Annotated in this window: 12 protein-coding genes and 2 pseudogenes; 8 read left to right on the top strand and 6 right to left on the bottom strand. The window is 70.7% G+C overall.

The window, feature by feature from the left end; translation table 11 throughout:
* Positions 1 to 2: 2 nt before the first annotated feature.
* The 3 genes from AB0F68_RS27555 to AB0F68_RS27545 form a co-directional block, all read right to left on the bottom strand.
* Entirely contained in the window at positions 3 to 884 is an 882-nt protein-coding gene (locus AB0F68_RS27555; RefSeq protein WP_357343407.1) for a tetrahydrofolate dehydrogenase/cyclohydrolase catalytic domain-containing protein, read from the bottom strand.
* A gap of 92 nt (positions 885 to 976) precedes the next feature.
* The gene (locus tag AB0F68_RS27550; RefSeq protein WP_357343405.1) at positions 977 to 2002 is read right to left on the bottom strand and encodes a hypothetical protein; all 1026 of its coding nucleotides are present in this window, start codon (positions 2000 to 2002) and stop codon (positions 977 to 979) included.
* 18 nt (positions 2003 to 2020) lie between these two features.
* Complete coding sequence (locus tag AB0F68_RS27545; RefSeq protein WP_357343403.1) at positions 2021 to 3028, bottom strand: tyrosine-type recombinase/integrase; 1008 nt, start codon at positions 3026 to 3028, stop codon at positions 2021 to 2023.
* 10 nt (positions 3029 to 3038) lie between these two features.
* On the opposite strand from AB0F68_RS27545, the pseudogene AB0F68_RS27540 reads away from it, so the two are divergent.
* The 3 genes and pseudogenes from AB0F68_RS27540 to AB0F68_RS27530 form a co-directional block, all read left to right on the top strand.
* Positions 3039 to 3479, top strand: a pseudogene (locus tag AB0F68_RS27540) (phosphotransferase); the annotation flags it as partial.
* Between the two features lie 139 nt (positions 3480 to 3618).
* Positions 3619 to 3987: a phosphotransferase gene (locus AB0F68_RS27535; RefSeq protein ID WP_357343401.1), complete on the top strand. Its 369-nt coding sequence runs from the start codon at positions 3619 to 3621 to the stop codon at positions 3985 to 3987.
* Between the two features lie 398 nt (positions 3988 to 4385).
* Positions 4386 to 5117: pseudogene (locus AB0F68_RS27530) on the top strand (IS5 family transposase); the annotation flags it as partial.
* Positions 5118 to 5395: 278 nt separating this feature from the next.
* Here AB0F68_RS27530 and AB0F68_RS27525 read toward each other — a convergent pair.
* The gene (locus AB0F68_RS27525; protein WP_357343399.1) at positions 5396 to 6283 is read right to left on the bottom strand and encodes an AraC family transcriptional regulator; all 888 of its coding nucleotides are present in this window, start codon (positions 6281 to 6283) and stop codon (positions 5396 to 5398) included.
* A gap of 140 nt (positions 6284 to 6423) precedes the next feature.
* Here AB0F68_RS27525 and AB0F68_RS27520 point away from each other — a divergent pair, with 140 nt between their 5' ends.
* The 5 genes from AB0F68_RS27520 (at position 6424) to AB0F68_RS27500 (ending at position 10456) form a co-directional block, all read left to right on the top strand.
* On the top strand, positions 6424 to 7239 hold the full coding sequence (locus AB0F68_RS27520; RefSeq protein WP_357343397.1) for a phytanoyl-CoA dioxygenase family protein: 816 nt from the start codon (positions 6424 to 6426) through the stop codon (positions 7237 to 7239).
* Positions 7240 to 7580: 341 nt separating this feature from the next.
* Entirely contained in the window at positions 7581 to 8123 is a 543-nt protein-coding gene (locus AB0F68_RS27515) for a hypothetical protein (protein ID WP_357343395.1), read from the top strand.
* 229 nt (positions 8124 to 8352) lie between these two features.
* Positions 8353 to 9243 (top strand): RNA polymerase sigma factor SigJ, encoded by an 891-nt coding sequence (gene sigJ, locus AB0F68_RS27510; RefSeq protein ID WP_357343394.1) that lies wholly within the window; start codon positions 8353 to 8355, stop codon positions 9241 to 9243.
* 150 nt (positions 9244 to 9393) lie between these two features.
* Positions 9394 to 9888, top strand: a complete 495-nt coding sequence (locus AB0F68_RS27505; protein WP_357343392.1) for a cupin domain-containing protein — start codon at positions 9394 to 9396, stop codon at positions 9886 to 9888.
* 109 nt (positions 9889 to 9997) lie between these two features.
* The gene (locus AB0F68_RS27500; protein WP_357343390.1) at positions 9998 to 10456 is read left to right on the top strand and encodes a carboxymuconolactone decarboxylase family protein; all 459 of its coding nucleotides are present in this window, start codon (positions 9998 to 10000) and stop codon (positions 10454 to 10456) included.
* Positions 10457 to 10550: 94 nt separating this feature from the next.
* Here AB0F68_RS27500 and AB0F68_RS27495 read toward each other — a convergent pair whose 3' ends face one another.
* Together AB0F68_RS27495 and AB0F68_RS27490 are read right to left on the bottom strand one after the other, a co-directional pair.
* Positions 10551 to 12929, bottom strand: a complete 2379-nt coding sequence (locus AB0F68_RS27495) for an excinuclease ABC subunit UvrA (RefSeq protein WP_357343388.1) — start codon at positions 12927 to 12929, stop codon at positions 10551 to 10553.
* Between the two features lie 82 nt (positions 12930 to 13011).
* Positions 13012 to 13422 carry a VOC family protein gene (locus AB0F68_RS27490; RefSeq protein WP_357343387.1) on the bottom strand — a complete coding sequence of 137 codons (411 nt, stop codon included), beginning with the start codon at positions 13420 to 13422 and terminating at the stop codon, positions 13012 to 13014.
* Between the last annotated feature and the right edge of the window lies 1 nt (position 13423).

Below are 13423 nucleotides of genomic sequence, written 5' to 3'. Positions count from 1 at the left end.
CCTCAGCCAAGCCCGGACGCCCGCTCCGCCGCGCGCACCGCGTTGCGGAACAACATCGCCACCGTCGTCGGACCCACCCCGCCGACCCGCGGCGTGATCGCCCCCGCCACCTCGGCACACGACTCGTCCACATCCGGCAGCAACCGCCGCCCCTCGTAGCGCACCCCGCCGCCGACCACCACACCACCCGGACGCACATGCTCCGGCTGGATGATCCCCGGCACCCCCGCCGCCGCCACCAGGATCTCCGCCCGCCGCGTGTACCGCGGCCAGTCCGGCACCCCGGTGTGCACCACCGTAACCGCCGCGTTCGCCGTCGGCCGCTTCTGCGCCAGCAGCATCGCCAACGGCCGGCCCAACGTGGCGCCCCGACCCAGGATCACCACCTCCCGGCCCGCCACCGGCACCCCGTGGAACGCCAGCAACGCCTCGATCCCCGCCGGCGTACACGGCAGCGGACCCGGCAACCCCAACGCCAGCCGGCCCATGTTCACCGGATGCATCCCGTCCACGTCCTTGTCAGGGTCCAGCTCCGCCAGCGCCCGGTCATAGTCCAGATGCCCCGGGATCGGATACTGCACCAGCACCCCGTGCACGGCCTTGTCCGCGTTCAAGTCCGCCAGCACCGCGTGCAGATCCGCCTGCGACGCCGACGCCCGCAGATGCACGTGCGGCGAGACGAAACCCAGCTCCGCCGCCTGCCGCTGCTTGATCCGGATGTAACCCGCGCTCGCGTCGTCGTCGCCCACCAGCACCGTCGCCAACGCCGGCGTGACCCCCGCCGCGCGCAACGCCACCACCGACTCGGCGACCTCCGCCAACACCTGCTCCGCCACCGGCGCACCCGGCAGCAGCCGCGCCGTCGTCGTACCCGAAGAAGACATGCCGCACCCCGCCCGCGGAGGCCCAGGCGGTCGACCCCCGCGACGAGCTCCCCGATGGTTGCCCATCCCCGTGCCGCCAGTCGCGTTCACCCTCAGCCTGCCACAGCGCGCTCCGCGACCGCATCCGCCACCGCCTGCCACCGCGGCAACGACCCCAGCAGCGCCGCCGCCCGCCGCCGCCGATCCGCCGCCGACGCCACCCCGAGATCCGCCACCGCCGCCTCGAACGCCGGCCGCAACACCCGCTCCCGCCCCGGCGCGTCCACCGCCAGCACCGCGTGACACCGGGCGTACGTCACCACCATCCAGAACATCGCCTCCCGGTGCGCGCCCGCCGCCACCAGCGCCGCGCTCCCGTCCAGCACCACCGGCCGCCCCGCCGCGCTCAGATCCGCCGCGAACGGGAAGGGGGTACGCGCCACCCGCGCCGCCTCGTCGAACGTCACCGCCAACCCGGCCAGATGCTCCCGCACCCGATCCGGACCCACCCCGCCGCCGTCCAGCGACGCCAGCAGCTCCGCATACCGGTGACCGAACCCGTACCCGGCCAGCACCTCCCGCGCCAACCCGTAGCGCCGCCGCACCGTCGGATCCCGCAACGCCGCCACCGCCGGCAACACCGCCAGCAGCGACGTCGGGAACACCCACGCCAGCACCTGCTCCGGCAACGACGCCGACTCGTCCAGCCGAGACAGCCCCTCCTCGATCCGCCGCCGCACCCCAGCACAGCGCCGCCGCACCCACACCGGGTCCGCGAACCCCGCCGCCACCCGCTCCCGGATCCCCGCCAGCCGACCCAACGGATCCGCGATCACCGCGTCCGTCCGGAACATCGGCGCGAACACCCACGACCCCAGCACCTCCACCGGCGACCCCAACTCCGCCCAGGTCAGCGCCGAGACCTCCAACAGCACCCCACGGTGACGGAACTTGCCCACCTTCACCGCCGGCGCGTCCCGCACCAGCAGCACGTCCACGTCCGACCACGACGGCAGCACCGCGCCATCCGGCAGACCCACCGTCGACCCGCTGAAGAACGCACCCCCGATCGACGGATCCCGGCGCATCTCCGCGCGCACCCACTCGACCGCCACCGCCCGCGCCGCACCCACCCGCACCCCGACATGGTGCCCCGCTCACCGCACCTCCCGCTGCACCACCAGACCCGCCAGGGCGCGATTCGTGCGGTTCGACGCCACCGCCGCGCGCTGCTGACCCGCCGTCACCTCGATGTAGGTCTGCGACGACGCCAACGACGCGTGCCCCAGCAACCGCATGATCTCCGCCGCGCTCGCCCCGTCCTCCGCCAACCGGGTCGCGAACGTGTGCCGCAACGCGTGCAACCGCGCGCCCCGGGGCACGCGGTCACCGATCCCGGCCCGCCGGTAACACGACTCGACCAGATACTGCAGGCCACCCCGGCGCAGCGGCTCACCCCGCCGGTCCACCAGCAGCGGCGAGTCCGGCCGGACCGAGCGCGCCCCGAACCGCCGCCGCCGGCTGTCCAGGTAGTCCCCGAGCACCCGGTCCACGCCCGCCTCGATCGGCACCGTACGCGGCCGCCCACCCTTGCCCGCCACGTCGACCCGGCGCTCGCCGGCCCGGCCGGCCACCGACGCCACCCGCAACGCCAGCAGCTCCGACAGGCGCAGCCCCGCGCACAGCGCCAACGCCAGCACCGCCAGGTCCCGCTCCGGCCACGGGTCACGCTGCCGGCCGTCCTCCCGAGCCACCGCGGCCAGCAGCTCCTCCGGGGTGTCCTCGCCCCGCAGCGGCTTGGGCTGGGGGAGCGGGGTGCGGGGCCGCCCCACCGCCGGCATCGGATTGCCGGGTACGACGCCTTCGGCGACCAGGAACGTGAAGAAGCTGTTCCAGGTGGACCAGGCACGGTGGACCGAGGCGGCGGCGCGCGGAGCGGCGAACCGGGCGAACGCCGAGCGCATCACCCGGGGGGAGAGGGCGTCGACCGGGAGCCGGTCGAGGGGGAGGGGAGTGCTCCCGTCGGCCGCCGCCACCAGGCCCGCCACGGTGATCAGGTCCCGCCGGTACGCCGCCAGCGTGTGCGGGGAGGGCTTGCGGGTGGCCCGGGCGGTCAGGAACTCCTCGATCAACCCGCCTACCGTTTCGCCCGGTTTGTCATGCATAAGGGATATTATGCACGATTTTCGCGTTTCCGCCAGCCGCCGGATCGGGGGAGCGACCCCGGAAACCGCTTGTCGCGGCACAGAGACTGGGTCCGTGGTGGACATCGACGAAGAACTGGTACGCCGACTCGTCGCCGGGCAGTTCCCGCAGTGGGCGCACCTGCCCGTCGCCGCTGTGGCCCGGCAGGGGTGGGACAACCGGACGTTCCGCCTCGGCGACCACCTCGTCGTACGGCTGCCCAGCGCCGAGGGCTACGTGCCCGGAATCGCCAAGGAGGACCGCTGCCTGCCGGCGCTGGCCCGCCACCTGCCGCTGCCCGTACCCGCGCCGGTGGCCACCGGCCGGCCCGGCGCCGGCTACCCGTACCCGTGGTCGGTGCGGCGCTGGCTGCCCGGCGACACCCTCGAGGCCGCCGAGGTCGCCGACCGGTCGGCCGTGGCGCGCGACCTCGGCACGTTCCTGACCGCGCTGCGGGAGGCGCCCACGGCGGGCGGCCCGGCGGGAGGGCGGCACTCCTGCTTCCGGGGCTGCCATCCCAGCGCCCTACGGCGACGAGGTCGAACAGGCCCTCGACGCGCTGCGGGGGCGGGTGGACCGGGCCGCCTGCCAGGACGTCTGGGCGCGGGCGCTGATTTCGGCGTGGTCGGCCGCGCCGGTCTGGTTCCACGGCGACGTGGCGGCCGGCAACCTGCTCGTCTCCGGTGGGCGGCTGGCCGCGGTGATCGACTTCGGCACCTGCGGCGTCGGGGATCCCGCCTGCGACCTGGTGCTGGCGTGGACCTGGTTCGCCGGTCCGGAGCGGAAGCTGTTCCGGGAGGCGGTCGGCCTGCCCGACGACGCCTGGCGGCGCGCCCGCGGCTGGGCGCTGTGGAAGGCGCTCATCAAGCTGGCGCGCGAGCCCGACGAGGAGCAGTCACGGGTCCTGGCGGCGGTCCTCACCGACCCGGTCGTCGACTGACACCGGGGAGGGCCGGAACCTGCTTACTTGACATAATGTGCATTATCGACGCTGCGGCGGGCGGGGCGGGCGGTGCGAGCGGGGCCGTGCCGGGCTGGATCGCCGATGTCCGTTCTCATTCATCTCGAGCCATTCTCAATAACCTGAGCCATCTCCCGAGCTTTCTCACAGAGTTGAGCCAGCTTGCGCCTCAGTGATCTGGTGCAGTCCCAGTCCCAGTCCCCGTCAACCCGCCGCAGTTGGTGGACGCTGTTTCGCTTGGGCTGTCTGCTTGCATAGTGCCACTCTCTCATCGCCGCGGCCGTGGTCGGTGCGGCTGGGCTATCGATTTCGATTGATGCACTGTAAGAGGCCGGGCCTCTCCCCTGGGCCGCGCTGCGGCGCAGCCCAGAGTGTGGCTGTGGAAGATCCGGGCGGGTGCGGCGTGGCGGGACCTGCCCGCCCGCTACGGCTCCTGGCAGTCGATCTACACGCGTTTCCGCAGGTGGGCCCTGGACGGGACGTTCGCGCGGATGCTGGCCGGGGTGCAGGCCGACGCGGACGCGGCCGGGGACATCGACTGGCTGGTGTCGGTCGACTCGACCATCGTGCGGGCCCAGCAGCACGCAGCCGGGGTTAAAGGGGGCGCCGAGAAAGGACGAACCACAAGATCACGCCCTCGGTCGAAGTCGAGGTGGACTGACCACCAAGATTCACCTCGCCTGCGACGGTCTCGGGCGGACCTTGGCGTTCGTGCTCTCCGGCCGCAACGTCAACGACTGCAGCCGCTTCGCCCAGGTCATGGCTGCGATCCGGGTCGGGCGGTCGGGGCCTTCGACCTCGGGTTCGCCCGGGCCACGTCATCGCCGACAAGGGCTACAGCTCCAAAGCGATCAGGGCCGACCTACGCCCGACGCGGCATCGGACACACCATCCCCGAACGCGCCGACCAGCAGGCCAACCGCCGCAGACGCGGCAGCCGCGGTGGCCGCCCGCCGACGTTCGACACCCAGCTCTACAAGCACCGCAACGTCGTTGAACGTTGCTTCAACCGGCTCAAGCAGTGCCGCAGCGTGGCGACTCGGTATGACAAGTCCGCCACGTCGTACCAGGCCACGGTCACCGTCGCCGCGCTACTGCAATGGTTGTGAGCCTTTGAAGACACCGCCTAGCGGATCAGATGCCCGGGTCGCCTCGCAGTCCAGGATCGTGCCGATCTGGCAAGTGCAGGTTGCCGTCGACATCGTGCTGCGCCCCGGCGACGTCGAGGTCCGCCACCCCAACATCGTCCACGGCAGCAGCCCCAACGCCAGCCCCCATCGCCGCTGCGGGCTGACCATCCGCTACATCCCGACGACGACCCGGATCCTCGCGACGAATAGCCCTGTCCGAGCGCGTTCTGGCTGCACGGCGCCCAGGGGGCCAACGCCTACCAGGCCGTGCCACTCTTCGACGCCGACCGCCACATCCCGTTCCCCGCCCGGAAGTGGCGGCGGAACTCCCGCGGACTCATCCCCGTCTGCGCCCGGAACCGGCGGTTGAAGTGCGACAGGTTCTGATAGCCGCATGCGACCGCGATCTCACTGATCGCCGCGTCGGTCTCGATGATTCGCCGGCACGCCTCGGCCAGCCGCACGTCGTTGACGTAGTCGGTGAAGGTGCGCCCGGTGTGGCGCCGGAAGAAGCGGCTGAAGGCGTCAGGCGTCATGGCCACCAGGTCGGCCGCCCGCGCCACCGTGACTTCCTCGGCGTAGTCTCGGCGGACCAGCCCGATCACCAGGTCGATCCGGCGCCGGGCGGAGGCGTCAACGTCGGTCACCAGGGAACGTGTGGCGAGCGTCTCGGCGGGAAGCTCGGCGAGCGACACCAGGGTGTCGAGCAGCCGGATCGACTGTCGGGCCGGGTCGAGGCCGCCGATCCCGAGCATCCCGGCCGCTGCGTCCTCGGCGCCCGCGCCGCTGAAGCGCAGCCCGTGCGCAGCGCGTGCGAGCAGCCGTTCGACGCCCTGGAACTCGGGCCGGCCGAAGAAGCCGGCGCCGAACGCGTCGTGCTGGAACTGCAACGTGACGGCCTCGTGCCAGCCGGCCGGACCCGATTCCCAGGTGTGCGGCGTCAGCGCGCCCACCAGCACGAGGTCGCCGGGCTCGTAGTCGTCGACCCGGTCACCCACGTAACGCCGGCCCGAGCCGGCGACGATGAGCGTCAGCTCGTACTCGGGGTGGTAGTGCCAGTCGAAGGCGAACCGCGGCTCGGCGCGCACCCCGTGGTGCCACGAGAGGTATGGCGAGGACGGCACGCGCTCCAACGACGGACGCATGCCCGAACGGTACCCTGCCGGCCACAAAGGCACTGCGGCCGTGACGAATCGGTCGGCGGAGTATCGGTTCCGGCCGCCCACGGCGTGGTGGCCCGGTCCCGGTCCCACACACACTCAGGTGGCGACCCAAGGGAGGCTCGATGACAACCACCGCCAACGAACTCGACCAGCACTATGTAGTCAGCGCGGAAGACGTCGCGCGCTACGCCGAAGACGGCTTCGTGAAGCTGCGCGGCGTGCTCAGCCCCGACGTCGTCGCTCACTACGAGCCGGAGATCACCGAGCAGGTCATCCGGCTCAACACTCAGCACCTGCCACTGTCCGAGCGCGACACCTACAGCCGGGCCTTCCTCCAGGTCGTAAACCTGTGGCGCCACAGCGGCACGGTTCGCGAGTTCGCCTTCTCCCGCCGGTTGGCGGGGATCGCCGCCCAGCTGCTCGGGGTGCCGGCCGTGCGGCTGTACCACGACCAAGCGCTCTACAAGGAGGCCGGCGGCGGCATCACGCCGTGGCACGTCGACCAGCACTACTGGCCGCTGTCGAGCGACCGCACCGTCACCGTCTGGGTACCGTTACAGGACACCCCGCAAGAGCTCGGACCGCTGACCTTCGCAGTCGGCAGCCACCGTTCCGAGCACGGTCGTGAACTCGCGATCGGCGACGAGTCGCAGGCGCGCCTCGACGCGTTCGTGACCGAGTCCGGCTACCGAGTTGACGACTCGCCGTACGCGATCGGCGACGTCAGCTTCCACGCCGGCTGGACCATCCACCGGGCGTCCGCGAATTCGAGCGCCACGCCCCGGCGAGTGATGACCGTCATCTACATGGACGCCGCCATCGAAGTGACGCCGCCGGCGAACCGCTACCAGGAGGCGGATCTCGCCGCCTTCCTCGGTGGCCGTGCGGTCGGCAGCGTCGCCGACGGCCCCCTCAACCCGGTGCTCTGGTCGGCCTGACCGGTCGGGCATCGACCGACCCCTGGAGTGACCCCAGGACCGCTCTGCCGGTGCGCGCCCCGCTCGACGGCACCTGGACGCTTCGTCTCGTCTCCGGACCGGTGCCCGCCGGCGATTGCGGCCAGCGTCTCAAGTGTCGGAGGACAAACCCAGGCTCGGCTAGATAGTGAGAAGAGCTGATGCTCGCAATTCTCATTGTCTAGCCAGCGCAGGTCAGGGCGGTTCAGGTGGCTCGGGATGAATGAGAAGGGACAGCCGAGTTGGTCAGGTTGGTCACGACAGCACCAATCGGGCGCCGCCTGCAGAACGGGTGCCAACGTCGAACCGCCAGGGAGAGGCGCGTGATGAACCGTCCGGTCAACTGGAGGTCGCCCGTTCTGCCGGTCCTCCTGGTCCTCGTCGTGGTGCTGATCTGGCTGGTCAGAGGAGCGTTCGACGGGCCGGACGACCAGTTCGAATCGTTCCCCTCGGTGACGGACAGGCTCGTACGCGAGGCGGACGTCCAGACGTTCCTCGGCCGAGCGGAGGCGGCGCGCTGCGAACGAAGCGACGACGGTCGACGCCAGCAGGTGGAGACATGCCTGTGGGGCGCTCCCGAGGCCGGCCAGCTGACCGTCACGGTCATCCGGCACGCCGCCGAGGCGACCGCGATCCGGGACTTCCGCCGGCCCATCGTGCCACCGAACATCGAGATACCCGGCCTCGGCGACGAGGGTGCGCGCTCCACGGAATCCGCCGTCGAACCGGAGGTACTGTTCCGCCGCTACTACCTCGTGGTATCCATCTGGTACGTCGTCACCGACGGGGACCCGAACGAACGGGTGCCGGGCATGATCTCGCTCGCGCACGCCATCGACAACCGACTCGACCCGTTCGTCGCCTAGGGTCTGCGCGATCTGCTCCCAGCATCCGTCGACACCTCTCCCCCGCGTTCACTCCCCGACGCCCACCGCCGCTGGGGTGCCTAAGCCGACACCATTCCCAACGCGGCTTGATCACGACGTACGGCTGCTGTGTCTGGGCGGGCTGGCTCGCTCCCGCAGAGCCGTCTTCGAGGATCCCGGGTTCGGATCGCTACGCTGGATCCGCACGCTGGAGGAGGTCGCGATCTGCATGGGTGACTGGCGCGGGCCCGGACGGTCGGAGCAGGAGGACCCGCTCGGAGCCGAATGGGAGAGGCACCGGCCTGCGGTTTTCGGTGTGGCCTACCGGCTGCTGGGGAGTGTGGCCGATGCCGAGGATGTGACCCAGGACGTGTGGCTGCGGGCGGCCGGAGCGGATCTGCGGGACGTCGGTGATCTGCACGCCTGGCTGGTGACGGTGGCCGCGCGACGGTCGTACGACATCCTCAAGAGTGCCCGTGTCCGCCGGGAGACCTATGTCGGGCCGTGGCTGCCGGAGCCGCTGCTGACCGGGCCGGACGCGTCGCAGCCGGTACTCGTCGACGAGTCCGTCAGTTCGGCGATGCTGCTGATCATGGAGGAGCTGAGCCCGCCGGAGCGAGTGGCCTTCGTCCTGCACGATGTCTTCGGTGTCGAGTTCGGCCGGATCGCCGAAGTGCTGGACGTCTCCGTGCCGGGTGCCCGGCAGCTCGCCTCGCGGGCGCGACGGCGGGTGGCCAACGCGAAGCAGTCCACGCCGCAGGCGTCGAAGGCGGAGCGGGAACGCGTCCTCACGGTCTTCCGCGCCGCCTACGAGGCCGGCGACCTGGCCGGCCTGGTCAGGCTCCTGCACCCGGACGCCGTCTACGTCACCGACGGCGGCGGCAAGGTCTCCGCGGCACGCAAGCTCATTTACGGCGGCCAGCGCGTCGCCGAGGTCATGGTGCGTACGGGACGCCAGTGGCGCCCGGACCGCATCGACTTCGCCGAGTTCGGCGGCGAGCTCGCCCTCGTGTTCCACCGGGAAGGCCGGGTCTACTCGGTCGACACGGTGCAGATCACAGCCGGTCTGATCAGCGCGTACCGCAGGGTCATCAATCCCGACAAACTCGCGCGCGTCTGAGTTGTCACGCCCGGAGGGGCTACCTCGTCTCCCTGGTGAGAACGCAGAACGGGCGACGAAGGAATACGCGCGAGCAGGTGGGGTCACTCATACAGCCCTGCGCGTGAGCGGGTTGTGCGCTCGAGTCGCCCCTCCCCAGTAAGGACCTGTATGCAAGGCATCACTGTGCGACGCCGGAACGCCGGTTTCGTCGCTGGTCTCCTGGCTGTCGCCACGCTGACTGCGGCCACGGCCTGCTCGACCTCCAACGAGCCCGCCCACGCCGAGGGGCCGGCCACGGCCGCAGCGGCATCGGCGTCGTCGCGCCCCGCCGAAACCCTCAAACCGCTGCTCCAGCAGGCCCTTCCGGATGTGAAGGGCAAGACGTTCACCTCGGCGGTCGTCGAGCTTCCGCCCAACGCGAGCGCGGCGCCGCACCGGCACGGCCAGGCGTTCGTCTACGCCTACGTCCTTGAAGGGACCGTGCGCAGCAAGCTCGACGACAAGCCCGTGACCACCTTCCACCAGGGCGAGAACTGGGTCGAGCAGCCGGGCACCGATCACGTCCTCACCGAGAACGCCAGCCAGACCGAGCCAGCCAAGCTCCTGGTCGTCTTCGTCTCCAACACCGGAGACAAGCTCAAGGTCGACGACCCGAAGTCATAGGCCGGGGCACACGGCGGGCGGCAACACGCTGCCCATGCCAGAACACTCACCGCCACCTCGACGCGCCCGAAGGGCGCGGCACAGACCACACGAACGGATCAAAGGAACCATGACCGAGCTTCAGCGTGTCAACATCGGCGAGCAGCACCCGGCCCCCTACAAGACCCTCATCGCCCTGTCGTCGGAGGTGGCCGAGGCCGCCGCCGCAGCGGGCCTCGACCCGCTCCTGGTCGAGCTGCTGAGGATCCGCACCTCCCAGATCAACGGCTGCGCGTTCTGCCTGCGCATGCACACGCGCGACGCCCTCAAGAAGGGCGAAAGCCCCGACCGGATCGCCGTGCTGCCCGCCTGGGCGGAGACCGGCTACTTCTCCGAGACCGACCGCGCCGCCCTCCGACTGGCCGAGGCGATCACCCTCGTTCCGAACGGACACGTCAGCGACGAGGATTTCAATGCCGCCGCGGCCGTACTCACCGCAGACCAGGTCTCGGCAGTCGCCTGGCTGGTAACGGTGATGAACGCCTTCAACCGCGTCGCGATCACCAGCCGCTACCGCGTCGGCATCTGACCGCAGCGGAACCCACCTCGGTGATCATGACGCTGGCGGCGGCTAATGGGACGAATCACGCCGCCAACCTCATGATCACCGCGGGGTGGGCGGGTCAGGCGCTGACGTAGGCCGCCAGGTGCTCGCCGGTGAGAGTGGAGCGGGCGGCGATCAGGTCGGCCGGGGTGCCCTCGAAGACGATCCGGCCGCCGTCGTGGCCGGCGCCGGGGCCGAGGTCGATGATCCAGTCGGCGTGCGCCATGACCGCCTGGTGGTGCTCGATGACGATGACCGACTTGCCGGAGTCGACGAGCCGGTCGAGCAGGCCGAGCAGGTGCTCGACGTCGGCGAGGTGCAGGCCCGTGGTCGGCTCGTCGAGGACGTAGACGCCGCCCTTCTCGCCCATGTGGGTGGCAAGCTTGAGCCGCTGCCGCTCGCCGCCGGACAGCGTCGTCAGCGGCTGCCCCAGCGACAGGTAGCCCAGCCCCACGTCGGCGAGGCGCTGCAGGATCTTGTGGGCCGCCGGGATCGGCGCCTCGCCGGCCCCGAAGAACTCCTCGGCCTCGGCCACGGACATGGCGAGCACCTCGCTGATGTCCTTGCCGCCGAGCAGGTAGGTGAGCACCTCGGCCTGGAACCGCTTGCCGCCGCACTCCTCGCACACGGTCGCGACGCCGGCCATCATGGCCAGGTCGGTGTAGATGACGCCGGCGCCGTTGCAGGTGGGGCAGGCGCCTTCGGAGTTGGCGCTGAACAGGGCCGGCTTCACGCCGTTGGCCTTCGCGAAGGCCTTGCGGATCGGGTCGAGCAGGCCGGTGTACGTGGCCGGGTTGCTGCGCCGGGAGCCGCGGATCGCGCCCTGGTCGATCGACACGACGCCGTCGCGCCCGGACACGGAGCCGTGGATCAGTGAGCTCTTGCCGGAGCCGGCCACGCCGGTGACGACGACCAGCACCCCGAGCGGGATGTCGACGTCGACGTTCTGCAGGTTGTGGGTGCCGGCGCCGCGTACCTCGAGCACTCCGGAGGGGGTGCGCACGGACGGCTTGAGGCGGGCGCGGTCGTCCAGGTGGCGGCCGGTGAGCGTGCCGCTGGCGCGCAGTCCCTCCACGGTGCCCTCGAAGACGACCTCCCCGCCGGCGGTTCCGGCGGCGGGGCCGAGGTCGACGACGTGGTCGGCGATGGCGATCGTTTCGGGCTTGTGCTCCACGACGAGGACGGTGTTGCCCTTGTTGCGCAGTTGCAGCAGCAGGTCGTTCATCCGCTGGATGTCGTGGGGGTGTAACCCGATGGTGGGCTCGTCGAAGACGTAGGTCACATCGGTGAGCGAGGAGCCGAGGTGGCGGATCATCTTGGTGCGCTGCGCCTCGCCGCCGGACAGGGTGCCGGAGGGGCGGCTGAGGGAGAGGTAGCCCAGCCCGATCTCCACGAACGAGTCGAGGGTGTGCTGCAGCTTCGCCAGCAGCGGCGCCACCGACGGCTCGTCGAGGTCGCGTACCCAGGCGGCGAGGTCGCTGATCTGCATGTCGCACGCGTCGGCGATGCTGATGCCGCTGATCTTCGACGACCGGGCCGCCTCGCTGAGCCGGGTGCCCCCGCAGTCGGGGCAGGTGGTGAAGGTGACGACCCGTTCGACGAAGGCGCGGATGTGCGGCTGCATCGAGTCGACGTCCTTGGACAACATCGATTTCTGGATCTTCGGGATCAGGCCCTCGTACGTCAGGTTGATGCCCTCGACCTTGATCTTGACCGGCTCCTTGTAGAGCAGGTCGTGCAGCTCCTTCTTGGTGAACTTTCGGATCGGCTTGTCCGGGTCGAAGAAGCCGCAGCCGCTGAAGATGCGGCCGTACCAGCCGTCCATGCTGTAGCCGGGGATGGTGAGCGCGCCCTCGTTGAGCGACTTGCTGTCGTCGTAGAGCTGGGTCAGGTCGAAGTCGGTGACCGAGCCCGTGCCCTCGCAGCGCGGGCACATGCCGCCGGTGATGCTGAAGCTGCGCCGCTCCTTCGTGGTCTGGCCGGCGCGCTCGATGGTGACCGCGCCGGCGCCGCTGATCGAGGCGACGTTGAAGGAGAACGCCTGGGGCGAGCCGATGTGCGGCTGCCCGAGCCGGCTGAAGAGGATGCGCAGCATCGCGTTGGCGTCGGTGACGGTGCCGACGGTGGAGCGGGGGTTGCCGCCCATCCGCTCCTGGTCGACGATGATCGCGGTGGTCAGCCCGTCGAGCACGTCGACCTCGGGCCGGGCCAGCGTCGGCATGAAGCCCTGCACGAAGGCGCTGTAGGTCTCGTTGATCAGCCGCTGCGACTCCGCCGCGATGGTGCCGAACACCAGGGAGCTCTTGCCCGAGCCGGAGACGCCGGTGAAGACGGTCAGCCGGCGCTTCGGGATCTCGATGCTGACGTCCTTGAGATTGTTCTCGCGTGCCCCCTGCACGCGGATCAGGTCATGGGTGTCGGCGACGTGCTGCGCGGGCGACGGGGTGTCCGTCCTCATCGTGTCTCCATCTGTCACGTGGGCCGCCTCCGCGGCCTCCGTCGGTGTCGGCTGGCTCGATCTGATCAGGTGAGTCCGACAGTCAGCGCAGCTCCTTGATGCGGATCAGGTTGCCCGCGGGGTCGCGGAAAGCGCAGTCGCGGACGCCGTAGGGCTGCTCGATCGGCTCCTGGACCACCTCGGCGTCGCCGGCCTGGAGCTTGTCGAAGGTGCCGTCGAGGTCGCGGCTGGCCAGCATGATCCAGCCGTAGGTGCCCTTGGCCATCATCTCGACGATGGTACGGCGCTCCTCGTCGGTGATCCCGGGGTCGACGGCCGGCGGCGCCAGCAGGATGGAGGTGTCGGGCTGCCCGGCGGGGCCGACGGTGATCCAGCGCATCCGGCCCTGTCCGACGTCGCTGCGGACCTCGAAACCGAGGACGTCGCGGTAGAAGGCCAGGGAGGCCTCCGGGTCGTCGTGTGGGAGGACGGTGGTGTTGATGGTGATGTCCATG

The sequence above is a fragment of the Micromonospora sp. NPDC023966 genome (assembly GCF_040639095.1).
Lineage (GTDB): Bacteria > Actinomycetota > Actinomycetes > Mycobacteriales > Micromonosporaceae > Micromonospora.
Note: the sequence above shows the minus strand (reverse complement) of the source record. Positions and strands in the feature narration are given on the sequence as shown.

What these genes read in the sequence shown, in the direction of transcription:
- AB0F68_RS27500 (WP_357343390.1), top strand. Translation starts at nt 9,998, where the DNA reads ATGACCGAGCTTCAGCGTGTCAACATCGGCGAGCAGCACCCGGCCCCC.
- AB0F68_RS27555 (WP_357343407.1), bottom strand. Translation starts at nt 884, where the DNA reads ATGTCTTCTTCGGGTACGACGACGGCGCGGCTGCTGCCGGGTGCGCCG.
- AB0F68_RS27490 (WP_357343387.1), bottom strand. Translation starts at nt 13,422, where the DNA reads ATGGACATCACCATCAACACCACCGTCCTCCCACACGACGACCCGGAG.
- AB0F68_RS27495 (WP_357343388.1), bottom strand. Translation starts at nt 12,929, where the DNA reads ATGAGGACGGACACCCCGTCGCCCGCGCAGCACGTCGCCGACACCCAT.
- AB0F68_RS27520 (WP_357343397.1), top strand. Translation starts at nt 6,424, where the DNA reads ATGACAACCACCGCCAACGAACTCGACCAGCACTATGTAGTCAGCGCG.
- AB0F68_RS27505 (WP_357343392.1), top strand. Translation starts at nt 9,394, where the DNA reads ATGCAAGGCATCACTGTGCGACGCCGGAACGCCGGTTTCGTCGCTGGT.
- AB0F68_RS27545 (WP_357343403.1), bottom strand. Translation starts at nt 3,028, where the DNA reads ATGCATGACAAACCGGGCGAAACGGTAGGCGGGTTGATCGAGGAGTTC.
- AB0F68_RS27525 (WP_357343399.1), bottom strand. Translation starts at nt 6,283, where the DNA reads ATGCGTCCGTCGTTGGAGCGCGTGCCGTCCTCGCCATACCTCTCGTGG.
- sigJ (WP_357343394.1), top strand. Translation starts at nt 8,353, where the DNA reads ATGGGTGACTGGCGCGGGCCCGGACGGTCGGAGCAGGAGGACCCGCTC.